Genomic DNA, 21,016 nt, shown 5'->3' with positions numbered 1-21,016 from the left:
GTTGTCAAACCCTACCTGTTAGCTTTTAGACTTAATTAAAGGTCGCGTATAATAGTAATATTGTCGGTTGTTATCGCCTTATAATGAGGTCTGTCTGCATCTAAAACGTTGTCGCCGGCTGAGCTATTAGCAAATTCTTCAATAAAGTCAGGCGTATCGAATTTGACGTCCGCATCAATGTTTGTATATAACTTAATATCGTCAACTAACATAGCGCCTAGGCCACCTTCATCTTCATTTTTTCTGACAATGAATCGCATTTCGTCAAGACAGTTATAAAGCCGACTACCCGCGACCGTTTGAGCAACAAATGGCTCGTTCGGATCGGCAGGAATCGCTAAATGATCCGAGCTTGCTGCTTCGTCGTTTATTGAAAGTGTCATTTCTGGGTAAGTTAAGCCATCACGCATGTCCCACGTCAGCACAAAATGAGTCCATTCGCCTGGTATCAACATTTGGTCAAAAATTACATTTTCATTAATGTATTTATTTGAATCGTCCTTAGCAAATTTGTCAGCCGCTGCGTCTTGTGGGGAAGAGCCCGGAATAATTTCATGGCTTCTCATTTCAAAGGTGCCGTCAGGCTTGACATAAAAATGACCCATGCGTCTATTATCACCACCGCCGTCATTATTACCATTCCAATCATCACAAGTGATACCAAAACCGCCACTAACCGCTAAGTCTTCTGTACCTTTTACGCTAAACAATAACTTGCCATTGCTAAGGTCTTCTTTGACTATTCCGTCATTCAGAAAGTCAATCGCAAATACACTGGTTTCATCAATTGTGCTTGGAATATTAGCGGCAAAGTTTAATGGTGCACCTGTAATGTTCACCTTAAACTCAGTTTCTGTACCATCTTTTGCATAAACCGTAAATGTTTCTGAGGTTGAGTCTGTGGGCTCAATTAAATCTTGTAGGTCTGGGTGGCGATTATTTAGCTCATATTCCCAAGTGCCATCTGGATTCATTTTAAAAGTGCCGTATTTAGATTCACCTTTGTTTTGAAAGCTACTCTCATCAAAATTTTCATCATAAATTTCGGCTCTACCAAAACCTAATGTTTCTTTTAAAGAGACATTAGCAGTAAATGCACCTCTAAATTCAGGTTCAACCTCTTCGGCTACGCCTTCTATCACAAAATCAAGCGTATCTTGGGTACCATCAAGAGAAGTAAATGTCAGTGACTCTGTTACGGTAGCAGTCGGATTTCCGTCAAGTGCTTGAACTGAAGGGTTAGTTTCGTCCAGATCATAAGTCCATTCACCACTGTAATTATCAGTCCCTTCGAATTTTAGCATCGTAAAGGTGCCATATTGTGCTTCTGGCATTTTGGTGAAGTCAATTTCAGCCTCACCAAAATTAACATCGGTTACGCCTATTTCACCAGACGCATTGCCGTGACCGTAGGTTAAAGGCACTTCTAGACCTTCACCTCTAGTTCCGTCAAATCCGACGTCAGTTACAAATTCAGCATTAAAAACAGCGGGTAGCTTCTTTGCGCCACTGTTATCGATTTCACATCCTGACAATGTAGTAAGAATAGATAAAGCTAGTATTGTTTTCTTCATTGTATTGTTCCAAAAATTTATATTTTATTCTGTAAGTACCATTAGTGAGCGGGGAGCTATATAGCTTAAACATTTATATAAAATGTTAGTGCCCAGTAGTGGTACCTAATATTTAAATCAATATGTTTACTTAAAATCGATAAGATAAACTTGCAGAATAAGTTCGGCCTGAGTAACGAATACGTGAAATTGCATCTTCATTACCCCCTATAAATTCGAATTCTTGACGATCATTTAAGTTATATGCACGAAGATTCAGCTTTAAATTACTCGTCAACCTATAAGATGATGATAAATCTAAACGACCACCCGCTGTTTGGGTTCGCGCATCAGAACCTAAGAAAGAAGTGGTTCCGCCAGAACTCAGCAATTTCTCATCTTGCCAGTTGTATGATAAACGAATACTAAGGCCATCATTTTCATAGTAACCAATTAAATTATATGAATTAGGCGCGATTCGAGTCATCGGCTGACCACCACCCTCATCTAAATCGATTTTAGTGAAGTTAAATACCCCCCCGAAACCATCGAATGGATAAGGTAGAAAATCTAATTTTTGTTGAACAGATAATTCAAAACCGTTTACAGTAATTGGTATATCACTATTATAAGTTGATTTAATATTGACTTTACGGTTTTCATAAATTTCACCCGTTTCAGATTCAAAGGTGCCAATTTCTCGACATTCTGGTATTGAACCGCCTACATCGATTTCTTGAAGCGGTCCCACGTCCCATTTTTCTTCATCACCTACTGGACAAATTGTGGCCGTTTGAATTTTACCTTCGATTTCTTTTACAAACATTCCGATTGCAATTGCAGAACCTTCTCGGTTATACCAAGCTAAAGAAAGGTCGTAGTTTTGTGAGGTATAAGGTAATACTTCTGCTTTTGAATTTTCCAGTCTGACTGTTCCACCGCTATTGTCATAACGCGGACTCGGGGATTGAGCTAATAGGTTAGGGCGAACCATGCCTTCTGAATAAGCAGTACGAAGCACAATATCATCGGTTAATTCAACAGAAAGGTTAAATACCGGTAACGTATGGTCATAATCATTTTCAGTTAATACTGCAATTGGTTCATCGTCTTCGTTAAAGCCTTGACCGATCACATCGTTTGTGGTTTCAACATAACGAACCCCTAAATTACCAGAGTAGTATATGTCACCGATTTCCCCTACAAACTCGCCCATTAAATAAGCTGCATTGATAACTTGGTCGGCCGAAAAGTTATCACGGAATCTTTGGTTTAAAAGGTAGGTTGGTTCAGTGCTTCTATTGTCAAGTTTGACCGCATAGCCTGTTGGGTGGGCTATATCAAACTCTTCAACAAGTTCTCCGTTTTCATCATAAGGTTTAAGACCATCACCTTGTAATAATGTTTTTAATTCTGCAGAGTTAAGTCGTAACCAGCCTGTCTCGTTATTTATATGGTTGGCGAAATCACCATTATAAAATTCGGCTTGACCTGCTGATGCGAAATCTTCTGCATACAAAACATCGCCGTTCAGCACGCTAGTATCTAAACCGCCGCCGCCTACTGTTACATCGTATGTATCTAGCAACTCTCTTGAGTGACGGACACCAAATTTAGTCGATGTTATTCTAAACTCATCGTTACCTAAATCCAGATAACGTTCAAAATTAAGCTCACCAGACTCATATTCCCTTTCTGGACGATGTACACGACCATGAGAGTAAAATTCAACCCTTTTGCCACCTATAGCATCAATTTTTTCTTGACGTTCTTCAGGTGTTAAGTCTTCAGATAAAAAATTCGGTGATAAATTATTAAGGTTGTCTTCAACATTATAAGGGTTAAGTTTAGGGTCTAAAATAGTTGAATGAGAAGTTAGCGGAATGCTAGCCCAACCGTTACTATTGCGTTTCCACTGATCTTCTGGATCAAGTGAAGGTAGTATTGGATTTTCTACAGAGTCAGCATAAGTGAAATTATCCCAGCCCGACATACTGACTTGTGCCACATCCAAGTTACCTTTACCGGTGTTAAAACTGCCAGTAATACCTGTAGGCGCATATTTAAGACTATCACCAGTATCTAAATCAGTATAAGAAACATGAGATTTATTTTGGTGACGAATATCTAGCGCTTCTTGTTGAAATTCATTACTAGAGCTTGACTTACTGACTGTCCCATCTATTACCCAATCATCAGTTGTGTAATTTGCGTATAAGAAAATACCTTTGGCTTCTTCCGTATAAGACATTAATCGTGTTGCCGGTGTAAAGTTAAGGTTTGTAATATCGGCAACTGTTGCTGCATAAACAGGGACGGTCGCCAAATCAGGATGATGTATTGCTGGGTCGTAAGAATTATTTTGATTATCGCTTAATTTAATTGGTGTGTGTGATGGATCATCCGATAACGTCACACGATGATCAAAATTCTTACCGTTATTATCGCTAGACGCCATACTTAAGTTAAAGTCTTCCATGGTACTGTCACCAAGTTCGCGCTTAGTATATAAAAAATTGGCCCCAATTTTTAATGAATCTGTTACTTTAAATTCGATGTTACCCGTACCTGAAAAGCGATCACCACTTGAGTTCTCAGTTACTTGCCTAAAAGAACCGATAGTTTTAATAATGGCATTAGGATGGGTAATACCATGAAGATCTTTATAGTCCTGCAAAGCTTGTTCAGAGATAAAATTATTTGATTCACTAAAGTTATTTTCTATCGTATTCAATGAATTGTAGTTTGAGAAGTTTACCGTATCACGTCGAAAGTTTTGCTCTGAACCGGCAACTTTCCACGCGACCGCCAATCTATCTTTAATTAGATGTTTTGAACCTGAAAATGACCATTGATTATCAAAACTATCAGATAACTCTTCATAACGAGTACCAATGTTTAAAGAATACTGACCATCTTGTTTACCTAAAGCTCGTTGAAGTTTTTTATCAACGATACCGGCAATACCACCTTCTTGCATATCAGCAGTAGGGGACTTAACAACCGTTACCCCATCAAATACGCCACCTTCAAACGAACCAAATGGGTTTGAACCACCAACGGCGCCAGTACTTCGGCTTGGCGTAGCAAAACTTTGACCTTCAGCCGTTGTTTTTACAAAACCACCTGATAAGCCACGCAAATTGATTTCTGAATTTCGCTGCCCATCATCGGTATTCAATTGAATACCGGGTAGTGCTTGTAATGCTTCACCTAAATTAAGTGCAGGTAACGCATCCATATCTTTAGCTGAAATCGCATCCACAATTGAGGGAGCTTCACGTTTAACGTTAAGTGCGTCTTCTAGTGAGCTACGAACACCCGTCACTTCAATGGTTTCGGTTTCTTCTTGCTCTAGTGCGGAGCTCACTTCTGCCGCCAATATGGATGGAGTAAACAGGGTCATTAAGATGCCTGTGGAGCCACCAATTAGTCGTGCCTTTTGTCGATTTTCATTTTTTATATGTTTTCTGGTATTTCTCATGACCATCTCGCCTATATTTGGAAGTTTCTTCTTTCTATGGCGTTAACTTATCGTGTTAACTTGTATCGTTAACTTATTGCCAACATCCAGTACACATATATAACACCAAATATATCATAAGCAGTCAAGTTCTTTCTTTTATAGGCAGCATATTAACTAAAAACATCATTAAAATGACACATAAAAACACACTATTAATCATTAACAGTCACTCGTGATTGCTTGTATTTTTTTTGTTATTTTTATTGGGTTCGTTAAATTTAAGGTTTTAGTAGAGGTGGATTCTAACTTTTAATTAGACATCAGTGTGCCAAAATTAAATGGCTTTAAATAATCGCTACTATTTTTAATTAAAGAAAGGGGGACAAAAAATAAAGGTATGTTTCACAATCAATATTACTTAAATATTGACCAATCCGCCATGATGTAGATTCAAAGGTTAGCTGGCATTGATTGCGTTTGACTATATTGATTATAAAAATTAATTCAAGCCACTATTTAACATAAGATATATTATAGGCTTTTATAGCAAGGCGATAAGGAACTGCGTAGATAGATCGACTAATTAAATCAAGAAAAATAAAAACTTACACTTAATTAACTCCTAACACTTTTATCATTAATGGCATTTATACTATAAATGCTGTGCCTAAAAATAATAATGCAATACGAAACCAATACTGTAATTAAAAAATTTAAATATCTCTGATATCAATTCCAGCCGATTTAAGATCATTAAAGACTGCTCGAGTTTTTTGTTTTAGCATATCTCTTAACAACCTAACGGCTGGTGTAATGGTTTGGCGCGATGGGCAAATTAACCAAAGCTCGGTTATTCTGGGTGTATAATCGGACATTAGCGGAACAACATTGCCTTTTAACAAGTCTTGCGACATATCAAGATAAGATTTAACGGCAACACCCTTACCACTCACACACCAACGCCTTACCAAATCTCCGTCATTTGAAGCTCTGTCACCTTTCATTCTTATTTTAAACTCTTGATTTTCCTTATGAAATACCCAATGATTATGGATGACATCGTGTAGCTGATAAAACAAGCCATTGTGACCTGTTAATTCATTTGGATGTGTAGGCGTTTTATTATTTTTTAGATAACTTGGTGATGCACATAAAACACCTGGCGCATCACAAATTTTAAACCCGTATAGATTTGAATCTTTTGGATAACCATATCGCAATGCTACATCTACGGCATCTCGGTAAAAGTCAGTGTTGCTGTCACTAATGTTTACTTTCAAACTGATTTTAGGATGCTTATGCATAAATTCATCGAGCCAAGGCAACACTATGTTCCGGCCTAAATCTGAAGATAAAGCAACTCGCAATTCACCCTCTACACTCTGGGCGTCTGTCTGAATATTTTGTTTAGCCAGATCTAACAAATTTAATGCTTGTTCACACTGCGATACATACCGCTCGCCGGCAGCAGATAATCTTAAATGTCGAGTCGTACGCACAAATAACTCTGCACCTAACGATTTTTCAACTCGTTTAACCGCAGCGCTTGCGGTTGCACTGCTCATGTCTAAACTGATTGCAGCTAAAGTAATATTTTTAAATTCTGCAACTTTTAATACCACGTATAAATCTTGTATAAGCACAATTATTTTCAAAAGTTATTTGATAATAATTCAAACTTTAGCCTGTTTATTGATTTTAAATCAAGCTTTATAGTTGTAATTATATAGTGACGACTCATTTAATAACCGCGTAAATAATATTTAAAATGCGTTGGCTGCAGTCGTTTTACAAAATGCTTAACAAAAAAGGAGAGCAAGATGAAGCAATATCAAATACAACCAGGTAAAGATGCCATTAAACAAATTGAACTAGATGCTGTGGCGTTGGCGGAAGATGAAATAAAAATTCAATTAAAAGCGGCTTCAATAAATTATCGAGATATCATAACTCGGCAGGTAACCAAACAAGAAGTGGTTCCATTTTCAGATGGTGCCGGTGAAGTGGTTGAAATAGGGAGTAAAGTAACTGACTTTAAAGTTGGAGATAAAGTCATTGGTTTATTTTTTCCACAATGGATGGATGGGCCATTGACCGCTGACCTGTTTAAAAACTCCAGAGGCGCAGGTAAATGCGACGGTATGTTGAGTCAGCAAATATCGGGGAAAGCATCTAGCTTTATTCGATTTCCAGAACATTTAACCTATGAACAAGCCGCCACTCTACCCTGTGCAGGTGTAACGGCTTGGCATGCTTTATTTGAAACGCCGCAACCCGCGAAAAAAGGACAAACTGTTTTAATTCAAGGCACAGGTGGTGTGTCTGTATTCGCAATACAATTAGCTAATGCTTTTGGTTTAAAGAGTATTGTGATATCCAGCTCTGATGAAAAATTAGCAAAAGCTAAAAAGCTGGGCGCAACTCACACCATTAATTACAAAACAACTGAACACTGGGATAAAGCCGCGCTAGATTTAACCCAAGGCGAAGGCGTGGATATTGTTGTAGAAGTCGGTGGTGCTGGTACGTTAGAAAAATCGCTCAATGCACTCAAGGTTAACGGTGTCGTTAGTTTAATCGGTATTTTAACTGGCGTGGAAGGTAAAATTAATCCTTTTCCAATTTTAACTAAAAGCTTGCGTGTATTCGGTATTTATGTTGCCAGTAAAGCAATGCAGACCCGTTTTCATCAAGCATTGGCAGACCATAACATCAAGCCAATTATAGATAAAACATTTGAATTCGAACAAGCTGATGAAGCTTATCAATACCAAAAATCCGCTAAGCATTTTGGTAAAATCGTAGTTAAAGGTTAAAAGCCAATCACTTTTGTATGTTACTTACGTATTAAAAATGTATTGGGAACTAGATTACAAAAAATGCGAATGTGTGGTGGCCAAATAACTAGGCCACCACTGGTATGGTATCTACAAAAGTTCTTTTTTCAAAAAAATTATGGCGACAGTAACGAAGTTAAAAACTTTGTAAAAAGGGTAATATTTTGCTCTACACTTGCCGATTCTAATGCCTTCAGATACATGAAGGCTTAGTTTTATTGAATAAACCTCAGCCCACCACTTTTGATAATTTTTTGATATCAATAAATTACTCAGCGCTTGAAATGAATATAGCCTTGACCGATTACTAATTTAATCGCTTCTAATCTAAATTCAGCACTATAGTTGATGAACATTTAAACTTTAAATAACTTAAGTAAGTCATCCCATTGCAGTGGACGCGATAAATAGTAACCTTGTGCCCAGTCACAGCCTAGCTCTTTTAGATATGTCAACTGTGCTTCGGTTTCAACCCCCTCTGCAATCACGCGAAGATCGTACAATTTAGCCAAATTTTGAATAATGGTCACCATTTTGTGGCGCGCCTCACGTTCTGAAAAGAGATCATTTACAAATGACCTATCTATTTTTAAGCAATCCGCAGGGTAATGGATTAATTGATTAAATGCCGTGTAGCCCGTTCCAAAATCATCTAATGCCAAAGAGACCCCAAGTTGACTTAATGCGTTTAAATTTTTAAGACAAGTTACATCGTTGGCAACGAATGCCGTTTCAGTAACTTCAAGCTCAACACTTTCAGGTTTAATTTTATGATAACCCAGTAGATTTTTTACCTGTACTGGAAATAGTTCATTGTGTAGCTCTACACCTGAAATGTTAATACAGACTTTCCCATCAAAATGGTGTTCTTTTTGTAAGATTCCTAGCGCTTGCAAAGCATTGTCGATGACCCATAAATCTATCTCTTTGATCAAACCAGTTGCTTCCGCTACTGGTATAAAGTGGTCAGGACCAAATCCATCTAATCCGGGGTGTTGACACCGGAGCAGTACTTCAACAGCAACAATCTTGTTATCTTTACAGTCAAATATAGGCATATAAACCAAAGAGAAATGTGCTTCACTCAAGGCCTGCCTTAAACATTTTTCAATCAGCTGCCGTTGGCTAAGTCTGTCGGCTATTTCTTGGGTAAAAAACCTAAAGCAATTGCGACCGTTATTTTTAGCATCATACATCGCAGCATCGGCGTGGTGGAGTAAATCAGAGGGAGTGGTGGAATCATCAGGATACACGGCAATGCCAATACTAGCATAAACCAGATGAACCACATCATCGACCTTAAAACCACCTTTGAAAATATTTAATATTCTTGTTGCGACGGAGCTGGCATCAAGCGGATCTTTGATGTTAGGTAAAAGCACAACAAACTCGTCACCGGCTAGTCTTGCTAAACTTTCTCTTTGCAGTTTGAAAACCTGGTCATTTGGTCGGATTACTTCCCAAAGTTTCTCACTAAAGGTGAGTAAAAGTCGGTCGCCCGCTTCATGACCATGTTGGTCGTTGACCTGCTTAAAATTATCGAGGTCAATATACAACAAACCAATACGCTGTTTGTCCTTCTCTGCACGGGTTAGCATACGGGCTAGGTTAGTTTTAAAGCTCCAACGATTAGGTAGACCTGTAAGCGTGTCATAATAAGCCAGTTGATGGATATCCTCGGCATGTAGTTGCATTATCGTTTTGTAGGCCTGTTCCTCAGAACGCAAAGCAGCTAAACAAATAGCATTTAGTGCTAACATTGTTAGCATAAAACGTAAAGCTTCAGTGAGTGAGTAGCTAGTCATTAATAAAGCTGTTATCGGTGTAAATAACAGCAGACAACTCGCGATGCTGAAAATACCAAACACAAAAACAGCAGGCCAAAAGCGATTGATAAATAGGTTGATAGCAACAATGGGGTAAATCCATAACATCCCAGTATTATCCTTACCGCCTGTAATTAATAAACTCATTGATAAGACGAACAGAATGCAACTGAGTATTCTAGCGGCTCGCTCAACGTTGCCGCTGCGCTTTAAAAGATAAAGGTTTACTAAACCCACACAAGCGTTGAGTATTAATGTTGAGCCTAAAAAATAAGCACCATTACCAAAGCTTAAACTACCGAAGGTAAAAAGGAACAAAACGCCCAGTATGGTCAAAACCTGACAAAGTGTATAACGCCGATGGTGTCGTACTGCCTGCATTTCTTGCTGGTCAGCTATGTTTTCTCGTATATAAGTCATTTGAACCGATAATTTCCTAAGGCATAGATTAAGCTGAACTCACTCCATGATACTTGTAATTGTAATTAAAAAAGTAGCTTTTGCACTAAATGTGAATAGATTAGACGATATAGCTTTGGCGTGTTTATTTAGTCATATAGTCAAACGTAAAATGTTACAAGTTATATTCTATCATTGGATTAATTAATATCAATTATGTTGCTATTTTTCACCTGTTTCGATCAGATGAGTTTTCCATTGACGTTCGAATAGTAAATAAAAACATCAATATATACATAAATTGCGTCTAATTCAATCATGCCCTGCTCCTTGGTTATCAATATTTTTCTTGGTCGAAAGATCTAATCACTACAAGGGCATTTAGTTTATTTTCTTATGCACAGTTCAGGCTAACGGGTTTAATTGTTTTCAGTAGTTGACTGTCATTTTGTTACCTAATCTTGCTATGATTGATTCATAACACCTCTAATCAGGGGGCTAAATTATTCTGCTACCACACCCTACTTTAGTGGCAGAGCTATGCTTTAGAAATAAAGTACTCAATATAAAGGGTGCTAAATGAGCGTTTCCACTCCGATTCTAACTCATTTAATAACTTAAAATTAGCTCTGGTTTGACGTGCTGAATATTGTTTTTAAGCAACACATTAGGTACGGTGGTATCCTTCAATACTTTATTAGCGACATAAAGTGTTGAATAAGCTTTTTGTTCAAATGCTTTTTGTATACCGCCCAGTTGTTTATATTGCCATTCTTTTTTTCCTTGAACATAAGGCAGTAAATATTCTACAGCTAGTTTTATACTTTGCCCCTCAGGTCCCTGATGATTAAGTAAATCAACGCCTAACTTGTCTGCAAGTTCCGCAACTTTTAAAAATGCCATTAAATTCATACTGCTATAATTAATTGATTTAGTTCGTGCAAGTTCGTATGGCTGTGCGCCATCAGCATTAATTTGGCTATTAATTCTTTTATGTTTAAGTGTCTGACTATAATGAATGGCTTGTTCCGTTTGCCCAAGGTGGATCATTAACCCTAGGACTTGATAGTCATACCAATTTGCATGATTATTTTTAGTGGCAGCTTCTTGCATGCCTATTTTACTGGTTAGCAGCCAGTTTAAATATTCAGTTAGCCAGCTATTTGCTTGTTGAATAAAGGTTTGATGAACGCTATTGCTGTGTGTTAGCAGCTCAATGCTGGTAATAATATTAGATATTTTTTCCCATTCAATAATACCAAAAGGACGCCCTGTGCTTTTACCCGGTACGCCTTGCGCAAAATTTAAATGTGGATTCATTTTAGTATTTGAATCAATTAACCATAGCTTAATTAATTGCTGAGATTTTTTAAGATACGCCGATTTAGTTGTAGCTTTAGTTGCATATAAATAGGCTAAATTTAATGCGCCTAAGTCATTTAAAAATGTACTCGCACGAGTTTGATCTGTGTTATTGCCTCGTGTTAAAGGATTAACTTCACCGTCTTTCCTAATCCAAGGTAAACCGTCTACTTTTGTTGGATCGGGCCACCAATATGGTCCAATGCTTAAATAGTCATGTAAATTGCCACTCGGCCCTGCGTTAGGCTTATTCGTTACAGGATTGGGAGCTCGCTTTAGGGCTTTATCTGCTCTTGCTAAAGTATATTTAAGCGCGTCATGGTAAATACTATTAGTTTGTAGCATTTTTTGTTTATTTAATTCAATTTGACTAACATCAATATAAGTCAATACAAACGACTGAACTTGTTCAGCTGACTTATTGTCGGCTACGCTGGTTTCGCTTAATAAAGGTTCAGCTATACTACAGGCGCCTAAAAAAGTTAAACTTGTTATCACTGTCATTGTTTTTCTGTTCATTTAGTTCGCCTTAATTCTTATTGACTTGAGTTCTAATTTTTACAGGTCCAATTAAACCTGATGGTTCTAGTTGCGTTTCGTGCGATTTAGGTGGATTGGTTGTCCAAGTTTTTTTCTGGCCTGGTGATCGTTTTTTGTCAAAAATAAGTTGATTACGCCAAGTATTGGTCACCACAATTTCTAAGTGATTCTCGCCATTAAGCAGCGCGTTTGATACATCAAACTCAAACGGCGGGGCAAATCGGGTACCAATAACTTTGCCATTGAGTTTGAGCTGAGCAATATTATGTACTTGCCCCAGATCTAATATCTTAGTATTTTGGCTTTCAGTTGTTTGGTAATTAAAACGAGTGGAATAAGTAATCGACCCTGAATAATGTTTTACTGCATCGCTCTTGAGTTGTTGTAACGGTTTTAATTGCTTGAGGATTAATCTGTTAGGAGTATCCCAACCGGATTCAAATGCTAATGTCCATGGCTGATCAATCACTTGGGTTTGTATTGTTGCGCCAAATTCTGTGATTTCACCATTGCTTGCGTGTAGTTGATAACGCCCTGGCTCTCGTAAAATCCATTGGTTATTAATAAGCCTTGCTGGCTGTCCTTGATCTGGATAATGCTGAACCCAACCAGGTTGAGCTGCTAATAAAACCTCGTTATTTTGGGTTAATTGCTTAAAACCTGTTGCTTGATTTTTAAGCTTGCTTTTACTGAATACAATAAATTGACTGCTATGAGGGGCCAAACTCACCACAAGGTTAGTCAACTTATTTTGCTCATCTGTTGTCCAAATTTTTGCGGTTTGAATATTGCCTGTTTTTGGATCCCATAGTTGAGGCGATTCTCCCGTTACTCTAAATTGTAAATTTGCATCAATTGCATGATCCTGTTGATTACTCACAAAATAAATATCTGCATTGGCCGTTTGTCTATGTAACCAACGGATATTTGCCGTTTCAGGCATTGCTATATCGGGTTTAATTTGCTCTTTTTTTAATACCGTTTCAAGTGAATAACCCCAGTAAACTTTGCCTTTTCCTGTGCTTTTTACGCCTTGTTTTTCGTTACCCCAAAGTGTATCAGCAATATTTTTAAGTAAATTTAAATCTTGTTTATTATCCATTAAACTCGGTGACGTTTGGGGTTTGTTGCCTAATATAACAGCGCCCTGCTCCACTAAACTTTTCAATTTTTTAGCGGTTGATAACAGCATTCGCTCTGAATCACGTAATCGTATTAATTGATAATTTCCGGCATCAACCACATGTAATTGGCCATCAATTACTTTCACTTTGTTATGCAAAATTTCTTGATTTAAATAATCAAATTTATAGCCATCAGGAAAAGGGGCAGTATCGTAAGGATGCGGAGCTAGCTCATCGCCTAAATACCACAGCACATCGGCAACAAATTCGCCTTGTTGTAGCATGTATTGACTACGTGCCAGTTGCTTCATCCATTCAGGGGTATGACGCCACCAAGTTTGGGTTCGTAACATTGGAAAACCAATGGTGCCGCCAAAGCTTGAACCGGGCACTACGTCTAATTGCGGGGTATGTGAAAACGTATGAAATACTAAATGATTGATGCCTTTAGCAAAATTTTCATTGATTAAATAATTGATACTGTCTGGTGTTTCATTCCATTTAACAAACAGTTGAGTAGCCGCTTCAGCTGCTAAAAAAGGTTTATTATAAAGATGATAAGCAGAAGCCGCCGCATAAACAGGTTTAGCTTCTTTTTGATTTGATGGCGCTTTAGGATACCAAAACTCCGTCATCGGAAAATCACTCACCCCATAGTAACGCATAGGATCACCGGGTAAAGTTTCGCCTACGGCGCCTTCGGTATACACTTTGGAACCCATATCATGAGCAACAGTTTTAAAATGGTCAAAAAAGTTTTCAACGTATAAGTCGTCCATCGTGTGGCGTAAATCACGTAAAAATTTATTACTAATTTCAACCGAATCAACAACATAACCTAAAGTGGCAGGTAAATATGGCATCATATCGTAACCTCGGCGTTGAAAAAATTCTTGAGCCAGTCGCTCTTTTTTCATTGTCCAAGTGGGCACATAACTTTCCCAACTGTCAATCAACATGCCGTGAATTTTGTGTCCGTCAAGTGGTCCACCAGAGCGCATTAAATGCCCCATCATGCCGTTACGCAAATGATTTTCAATGGCTTCTTTATCCAGCTTACTGGCTTCCCACCCTGTTGCTTCCGGTTCTGCTGGGCGGTTGGTTCTAAGCATATTGACATGGCCAAAACGTATAACGGTCCAATTGCCGGCAGGCGCTTGCCAATTTAGTTCACCTTTATTAGTTAAATGAGCCGTTATATCTACAATATCTTGGCTCTGAATAATCGCTTGTTTTGAAACCTGTTGCTCAATATCTTGTTGTAAGTTGCGTGAGGTTTTCGACGCTTTAGCTTCATGGTTATGCAAAGCTGATCGGCTGTGTAATTTTAGATAAGCTAAAAACAGCGGATCTTTTTTAAAGGTAAACCGAAATTGCTCGCTTTTGGTTGTTGGAATGGCGAGTGTTGTACCATATTGCAAATCGTACCAATTCGTCGATGGTACTTGTAAACTTGTCACCTTTTGCCAGTTGCCCTGTAATTTAGCTTCTACCAGTATTTCAATATTAGTTTTAGGGTATTGTCTATTCGTGAAAATGGTTCTAACAGGCGGCAACTCTATTGTGCGGATGGTGACAGCTTTATTAAAACTTGTCTCTACCCAAGTTGGTTCACCTTCAACGGGGTGAATGCCATTTAATTGATACTGCTTAAACGGCGCTTGCTCTGGTAATACTCTTGGATGATATTGATATGAAAATCGCTGTGTTTTATCAAAGATAGACTGCCATGGAATCAATTTATTATTTGAGTTTATCTTATCTGGGGTTAAATCTAATTGATGATGATCAAGTGGCGTTTTAAAAGCGATCACTTGCACATCTTGATAGTTACGATCTTTGCTTTGGTATTCAGGCGCTATAGCTAAAGACTGATTAATCTTTTGCCCGCCGGTAAACTGAAACTCATGGTGAACTAACTCGCGTTGAGCCTCTTCGGCAGGTACCCAAGGGCCGCCGGCCATCGACCAACCAGGGCAATTTTGAAAGGTTAAATTCAACCCTAATCGCTCAGTTTCGTCTGCAACATGCCCTATTACGTCTTCCCACTCATCAGATAAAATGCTGATTTGCTCAACATCAGGGTAAGCTGGTCCTTTTTTATTAAACAGCTGAATGCCTTGCATACCCGAATATTCAATCGCTTCTAAATCGGCTGTTAAGCCCGCCTTGCTAATATTTTTACCATTTAAATGAAACCAAGTTTCTGGGTAATAGCGTTTTGAAGGCGATAAAAATGCTTGCTGCATTTCTCTAATTGACTGCTGTGTTCGAAGATTTTGTTCAATTTCTACCGCCTCCTCCCCTATTACTACTGGCGTTAACAATAGCGCCAATAAACTGATAAGCGAGGCAACATAAAAATTAGAAAGTTTTAATTTTTTCGATTTATCCGATTGAGCCTTATTTACACATAACGTGAATATTTTGTATTTTTTGCGCTTTAATATCATCATCCTGCTTTCTCTCAACCTGTTATAAATGTACACCAATCTGACAAGTCAAATTAACTTATGATTCAATCATTAACAATCACCAACATAAACTGATTTATAGACTTTTATCATTTGGGTGTTAAATAAAAAGGATAAAATTTAATAACCTCATGATAATTAGCTGATTAATTACTTTAAATATTCTCTGGCCACTTAATCTAAGTAAATTCAATAAAAATCATAACAGGTCTATAAAAATCATAACTATACAAAATAAATTAATTGCGATAGAGTTTAGCATCTTTTTAACATACGGAATATTTATTATGCTGTTATCAAAAAAACTCATCAGTATTTCTGTGCTATTTGCTTTAGCCGGCTGTAGCGCACAAACAACAGTAGAAACCCAACAAAAGCCAAATTCAAATCATGTAACAGCTGCACAAACGGGTAGCTTTGGCGATCAGGGTGATGGCACTTACATCAACCCTATTTTAAATGCGGATTACCCAGATTCAGACATAGAACAAGTTGGTGACACCTATTATATGATCACCTCAAAACAGCATATGTCACCTGGGATGCCAATTTTAAAATCTAAAGATTTGGTTAACTGGACCAATGTTGGCCACGCATTCCCTAAACTATCATGGGCACCTGAATATAATTGGGACAGAATGAATGGCTATTCATTTGGTACTTGGGCCGGTGATATCGCCTATCATGAAGGTAAATGGTATGTGTACCAAATTGACTATCAAAATGGTTTGATGGTAACCACCGCTGATAATATCGAAGGTCCGTGGAGCGAACCAATCATGATGTTGCCAAAAGCGGATGTGCTAGATGATCCTGCAGTATACTGGGATAAAGAAACCAAAAAAGCTTATATGATTATAAATACAGGGAAAAAACAAAAAAGCCCAGATAATAAAATTGAAGGCAACGAAAATCGTATTTATGAAATGAGCTGGGACGGCACCAAAATTTTAGATGAAGGTAAGTTAGTTTATACCGGCATGGGCGCTGAAGCCGCAAAAATTTATAAAATAGACGGCACTTGGTACATTTTTATGGCTCAGTGGACTATGGGTGATAAATCAACCAAACCAGGTGTTAAAAATCCGAAAAATGACCGAAAACAATTAGTATTGCGCTCGGACGATAGCATTTATGGCCCGTACGAAGTTAAAACTGTGCTTGAAAAAGGCACCGAATTTAATAACCGTAGTGCTAGCCAAGGTGCGTTAGTACAAGCAGCGGATAAGTCTTGGTGGTATATGCATCAACTGATTCAAAATGACGACATTCCATTTCAAGGCAGACCTCAAGTTTTAGATCCTGTTACTTGGATTGATGGCTGGCCGATTATTGGGGTAGATGAAGATAATGACGGCATAGGCGAGCCTGTTAAACGTTATAAAAAACCAATCAATGGTTACCCTATTGCGGCGCCTAGTTCAGACGATGACTTTTCATCAGATAAACTAGGTTTTCAATGGGAATGGAACCATAACCCTAGAGATAGTCACTGGTCGTTAACCGAAAGACCAGGATGGTTACGATTAAAAGCCAGTAAAGTACTGCCAAATAATAGTAATCATGGCCCTAAAATAAATGAATGGACTAATAACGATGGCTCAGACTCTGATTTTTGGCGCGCGCCAAATACCTTAAGCCAACGTATGATGGGCATTACTACAGGTACAGCAGTGGCTAAGTTTGATATTTCAGGCATGGCTCCTAACCAGCTAGCAGGTTTTGTGCGTTATGGTGGTGTATTCAACTTGCTAGGCGTTCAAATGGATGAAAGTGGCAATAAACATCTATTTTACATGGATAAAATGGGTAATAAAACGCTTGGTCCTAAGTTAACCACTAACGATCTTTATGTTCGTACTTCTAATGCTCGTAATAAAGCAACCTACGAATATAGCTTTGATGGTAAAGCCTTTAAAGCATTTGGTCCAACGTTTACCATTGCGTTTGGCAAATGGACGGGTGACAGATTAGGCTTTTTCTCTTGGAATGAAGAAAAAGATGCTGGTTATATTGATGTCGACTGGTTCACTTATGATTACGATGGCCCAAAAGCGGCCAAGTAAGTAGCATCAATTTAATTAATGAAAGAGGCTAGATTTTTAGCCTCTTTATTTATACCAACTGACATTTTAGGGTATTTACTCGTCAGCGATTTCAATTAGCAATTCACCTGGGGTGATTCTATCGCCTTTAGCAACATAAATAGCTTTAACAACGCCATCCACTTTTGTATTAATCTCAGTTTCCATTTTCATAGCTTCTGCTACCAGTACGGCTTGGCCAGCACTAACTTTATCACCCTCTTTAACCAATACATCAACCACATTTCCCGGCATTGCAGTTGCCACATGGCCAGGAGAACTGACTCGTTGCCGCGCTACTGAATTGCCATCGCCAGTTAATTCGTTTAAAGATTCAAACACGATTTCTTCAGGCATACCATCTAATGACAAGTAAATTTTGCGTTTATCTGCGCCATTTTCGCCTATACCGGTGACGGCAATATCGTAAGTTTCACCATGCACCGTAATTTTAAATTCAGAAGCTCCGGCTTTAGCTAGTTTACTGGCTTGATTTGAATCAATTGGGCGCAAGGTTTCTGGCTTAAGCGTACCGTCAAGGCGTTGTTGTAAAAATTCTCGCCCCAAATCTGGAAACATAGCAAAGGTTAAAACATCTTCTTCGGTGTTTGCTAAATCACCAATATCGTTACGTAACTTAGCTAATTCAGGTTTAATCGCATCAGCTGGACGGTTATGTTCAACTGGCTCGTTACCAATAGCTTGCTTTTGCAGCTCAATATTTACTTCACCCGGCGCGGCTCCATAACCCCCTTGTAAATATCGTTTTACTTCGTTCGTTATAGTTTGATAACGCTTACCAGATAAAACATTATAAACCGCTTGCGTGCCCACTATTTGAGAAGTAGGTGTGACTAGTGGCGGATAACCTAAATCTTTACGCACCCTAGGAATTTCTGCAAATACTTCTTGGATTTTATCCAACGCATTTTGTTCTTTTAATTGATTTGCTAGATTAGACATCATGCCGCCGGGTACTTGATTAATTTGAACAGAAACATCTTCGCGAGTAAATTCACTTTCAAATTGGTGATATTTTTTCCGAATTTCTCTAAAATAATCAGAAATTTCAGCCAATAGAGATAAATCAAGCTGGGTATCAAATGGAGAATCTTTTAATGCGGCAACTTGGGCTTCAGTCGCTGGATGGCTAGTGCCACTTGCAAACGCTGAAATCGCAGTATCGATGCGATCGGCACCTGCTTCTACTGCTTTTAATTGGCACATTTCAGCCAACCCTGCTGTTGCATGACTATGTAAAACAATTGGCAAATCGACTTTTGATTTAAGCGCTTTAACTAAATCATAAGTTGCAAACGGGGTTAATAAACCTGCCATATCTTTTATTGCAATAGAATCTGCACCCATATCGCGCATTCTTAAAGCTTGTTCAACAAAAAGCGTTGGCGTGTGTACAGGGCTTGTGGTGTAACATAACGTACCTTGAGCATGCTTACCCGTCTGCTTCACGGCTTTCATTGCGGTTTCAATATTACGGATATCATTTAGTGCATCAAATATCCGAAAAACATCAATTCCATTATCAGCGCTTTTTTCAACAAAGGCTTTTACGACATCATCTGCATAATGACGGTATCCTAATAAATTTTGTCCACGTAATAACATTTGTAAGCGCGTATTGGGTAAAGCTGCGCGTAATTGGCGAAGCCTTTCCCATGGATCTTCTTTTAAAAAACGCACGCAAGCATCAAAAGTGGCCCCGCCCCACACTTCAAGCGACCAGTAACCAACTTGGTCTAACTTCTCGCAAATAGGTAACATGTCTTCGGTGCGCATGCGGGTTGCGATAAGTGATTGGTGCGCGTCACGTAAAATTAAGTCTGTGATTTCAATTTTTTTGTTTTCGGTCATCTTACTATCCTCTTAAACTACAGCGCCGTAAGCTGCAGCAATAAATGGGTTGGTTAGGCAGCTGAATATGCAGCGATAGCGGCGGCTATAGCTAAGGCCAATTCACTAGGGTGACGTTTGTCTGAATACTGTAACAATTGCATATTGTCTGGCACAAAACTGGTATTAAAATTGCCTTGCTGAAAATCAGGGTGCTGCAAAATTTGCTTGTAGTAAGCCGCTGTGGTCTTAATGCCGTGTAAACGCATATCATCCAAGGCACGTTGACCTCGAGAAACTGCGTCTTCCCAAGTCAAAGCCCATACAATTAATTTCAAACACATAGAATCGTAATAAGGTGGAATTTCATACCCGGTATAAATAGCCGTATCAACACGAACCCCTGGGCCGCCCGGCGCATAGTAATGCGAAATTCGACCAAAACTGGGCAAAAATTCATTTTTAGGGTCTTCGGCGTTCACTCTAAATTGCAGTGCATAACCCCGATAACTAATATCTTGCTGGCGATAACTTAAAGTCTGATCAGATGCAATTAAGATTTGTTCTTTGACAATATCTACACCCGTAATTTGCTCAGTAATGGTGTGTTCAACCTGAACACGTGTATTCATTTCCATAAAATAAACGTCATCACCGCTGAGTAAAAATTCAACCGTGCCCGCATTTTTATAAGCAACGGCTTGTGCAGCTTTTACCGCTAAACTGCCCATATAATTTCTAAGCGATTCAGTTAATTGAGGACTTGGCGCAATTTCAATCAACTTTTGGTTACGGCGTTGAATTGAACAATCACGTTCAAATAAATGAATTACATTGCCTTCACCATCAGCTAATATTTGAACTTCGATATGGCGAGGATTAACAATACATTTTTCTAAAAATACTTCTGCACTACCAAATGCTTTAGTCGCTTCTGATATTACTCTCGGAAACTGCTGTTTTAATTCTTGTTCTGAATCACATCGGCGAATCCCACGGCCGCCACCACCAGAGGTCGCTTTAACCATAACTGGGTAGCCAATTTGATTTGCCAGTTCAACTGCTTCATCCAAATCTTTTAAATTATCTTCTGAGCCTGGCGTAACGGGGACACCTGCGGCTCGCATTGCATTACGCGCTTGCGTTTTGTCACCCATACGATGAATGACGTCAGCACTGGGACCAATAAAAGTAATTCCTTTTTGCTCACATATTCGAGCAAATTCAGCATTCTCCGATAAAAAACCATAACCTGGATGGATAGCATCACAGCCTGTCTGTAATGCTAAGTTCACAATCCCCAATGGGTCGAGATAGCCAGTTAATGGATCGTCGCCAACAGAATAAGACTCATCTGCGCGTTTCACATGCAAACCGTATCTATCTGGTTCGGTATAAATAGCTACTGAGCGAATATTTAATTCGGCACAGGCTCTTATAATGCGTACAGCGATTTCCCCACGGTTCGCAATCAGAATTTTTTTGAGCATAGTTTCTCCT

The 21,016-nt window shown here is 38.6% G+C and carries 10 protein-coding genes; 2 read left to right on the top strand and 8 right to left on the bottom strand.

What is annotated here, in order from left to right; translation table 11 throughout:
• Positions 1-35: 35 nt before the first annotated feature.
• The 3 genes from OLW01_RS15030 to OLW01_RS15020 form a co-directional block, all read right to left on the bottom strand.
• On the bottom strand, positions 36-1,574 hold the full coding sequence (locus tag OLW01_RS15030) for a VCBS domain-containing protein (protein ID WP_268076317.1): 1,539 nt from the start codon (positions 1,572-1,574) through the stop codon (positions 36-38).
• A gap of 130 nt (positions 1,575-1,704) precedes the next feature.
• The gene (locus OLW01_RS15025) at positions 1,705-5,037 is read right to left on the bottom strand and encodes a TonB-dependent receptor (RefSeq protein WP_268076316.1); all 3,333 of its coding nucleotides are present in this window, start codon (positions 5,035-5,037) and stop codon (positions 1,705-1,707) included.
• A 695-nt stretch (positions 5,038-5,732) separates the two neighbouring features.
• Positions 5,733-6,662, bottom strand: a complete 930-nt coding sequence (locus tag OLW01_RS15020; protein ID WP_268076315.1) for a LysR family transcriptional regulator — start codon at positions 6,660-6,662, stop codon at positions 5,733-5,735.
• Positions 6,663-6,839: 177 nt separating this feature from the next.
• Here OLW01_RS15020 and OLW01_RS15015 point away from each other — a divergent pair, with 177 nt between their 5' ends.
• Positions 6,840-7,835, top strand: a complete 996-nt coding sequence (locus tag OLW01_RS15015) for a zinc-dependent alcohol dehydrogenase family protein (protein ID WP_268076313.1) — start codon at positions 6,840-6,842, stop codon at positions 7,833-7,835.
• Between the two features lie 377 nt (positions 7,836-8,212).
• Here OLW01_RS15015 and OLW01_RS15010 read toward each other — a convergent pair whose 3' ends face one another.
• The 3 genes from OLW01_RS15010 to OLW01_RS15000 form a co-directional block, all read right to left on the bottom strand.
• On the bottom strand, positions 8,213-10,102 hold the full coding sequence (locus OLW01_RS15010; RefSeq protein WP_268076741.1) for a putative bifunctional diguanylate cyclase/phosphodiesterase: 1,890 nt from the start codon (positions 10,100-10,102) through the stop codon (positions 8,213-8,215).
• Positions 10,103-10,690: 588 nt separating this feature from the next.
• Positions 10,691-11,962 carry an alginate lyase family protein gene (locus OLW01_RS15005; RefSeq protein ID WP_268076740.1) on the bottom strand — a complete coding sequence of 424 codons (1,272 nt, stop codon included), beginning with the start codon at positions 11,960-11,962 and terminating at the stop codon, positions 10,691-10,693.
• A 10-nt stretch (positions 11,963-11,972) separates the two neighbouring features.
• Positions 11,973-15,563, bottom strand: coding sequence for a glycosyl hydrolase (locus OLW01_RS15000; protein WP_268076739.1), 3,591 nt, complete (start codon positions 15,561-15,563; stop codon positions 11,973-11,975).
• Between the two features lie 305 nt (positions 15,564-15,868).
• On the opposite strand from OLW01_RS15000, the gene OLW01_RS14995 reads away from it, so the two are divergent.
• A complete protein-coding gene (locus OLW01_RS14995; protein ID WP_268076738.1) occupies positions 15,869-17,647 on the top strand; it encodes a glycoside hydrolase family 43 protein in 1,779 nt (592 codons plus the stop codon).
• Positions 17,648-17,722: 75 nt separating this feature from the next.
• Here OLW01_RS14995 and oadA read toward each other — a convergent pair whose 3' ends face one another.
• Complete coding sequence (oadA, locus tag OLW01_RS14990) at positions 17,723-19,537, bottom strand: sodium-extruding oxaloacetate decarboxylase subunit alpha (RefSeq protein WP_268076737.1); 1,815 nt, start codon at positions 19,535-19,537, stop codon at positions 17,723-17,725.
• 53 nt (positions 19,538-19,590) lie between these two features.
• Complete coding sequence (locus OLW01_RS14985) at positions 19,591-21,006, bottom strand: acetyl-CoA carboxylase biotin carboxylase subunit (protein WP_268076736.1); 1,416 nt, start codon at positions 21,004-21,006, stop codon at positions 19,591-19,593.
• Between the last annotated feature and the right edge of the window lie 10 nt (positions 21,007-21,016).

This window comes from Catenovulum adriaticum (assembly GCF_026725475.1).
GTDB classification, from domain to species: domain Bacteria; phylum Pseudomonadota; class Gammaproteobacteria; order Enterobacterales; family Alteromonadaceae; genus Catenovulum; species Catenovulum adriaticum.
The sequence above is the reverse complement of the archived record's forward strand: the minus strand, read 5'-3'. Positions and strand labels throughout refer to the sequence as shown.

Excerpts from the sequence above, each read along its gene's own strand:
- OLW01_RS15015 (WP_268076313.1), top strand. The coding sequence starts at position 6,840 with ATGAAGCAATATCAAATACAACCAGGTAAAGATGCCATTAAACAAATT.
- OLW01_RS15010 (WP_268076741.1), bottom strand. The coding sequence starts at position 10,102 with ATGACTTATATACGAGAAAACATAGCTGACCAGCAAGAAATGCAGGCA.
- OLW01_RS14985 (WP_268076736.1), bottom strand. The coding sequence starts at position 21,006 with ATGCTCAAAAAAATTCTGATTGCGAACCGTGGGGAAATCGCTGTACGC.
- OLW01_RS15025 (WP_268076316.1), bottom strand. The coding sequence starts at position 5,037 with ATGAGAAATACCAGAAAACATATAAAAAATGAAAATCGACAAAAGGCA.
- OLW01_RS15000 (WP_268076739.1), bottom strand. The coding sequence starts at position 15,563 with ATGATGATATTAAAGCGCAAAAAATACAAAATATTCACGTTATGTGTA.
- OLW01_RS15005 (WP_268076740.1), bottom strand. The coding sequence starts at position 11,962 with ATGAACAGAAAAACAATGACAGTGATAACAAGTTTAACTTTTTTAGGC.
- OLW01_RS15030 (WP_268076317.1), bottom strand. The coding sequence starts at position 1,574 with ATGAAGAAAACAATACTAGCTTTATCTATTCTTACTACATTGTCAGGA.
- OLW01_RS14995 (WP_268076738.1), top strand. The coding sequence starts at position 15,869 with ATGCTGTTATCAAAAAAACTCATCAGTATTTCTGTGCTATTTGCTTTA.
- oadA (WP_268076737.1), bottom strand. The coding sequence starts at position 19,537 with ATGACCGAAAACAAAAAAATTGAAATCACAGACTTAATTTTACGTGAC.